The 326-nt window shown below is 67.8% G+C and carries 1 pseudogene; it reads left to right on the forward strand.

Annotated features, from left to right (window positions below):
* Positions 1–326 (forward strand): annotated as a pseudogene (locus ACSFA3_RS26030) (flagellar biosynthesis protein FlhF); the annotation flags it as partial.

The raw sequence follows: 326 nt of genomic DNA on the forward strand, positions 1-326 counted from the left end.
AGCGGCCCGTGAAGCGGCTGCTGCTGCTCAACGCCACCAGCCACGGCGACACGCTCAACGAGGTGGTGCACGCCTACCGCCACGGCAACGAGCTCACCGGCTGCATCTTCACCAAGGTCGACGAGGCCACGCATCCGGGCGCGCTGATCGACACCGTGATTCGCCACCGCCTGCCGGTGCACTACATCTCCAGCGGCCAGAAGGTGCCCGAGAACCTGATGCAGGCCGACCGCGCGCAGCTGGTGGACAGCGTGTTCCAGCCGCGCCAGCACAGCCCGCTGTTCGTGCCCGCGGAAAACGATCTGCACGAAGAGCCAACGGGCGCA

Source organism: Variovorax glucosi (assembly GCF_051216695.1).
Lineage (GTDB): Bacteria > Pseudomonadota > Gammaproteobacteria > Burkholderiales > Burkholderiaceae_C > Variovorax.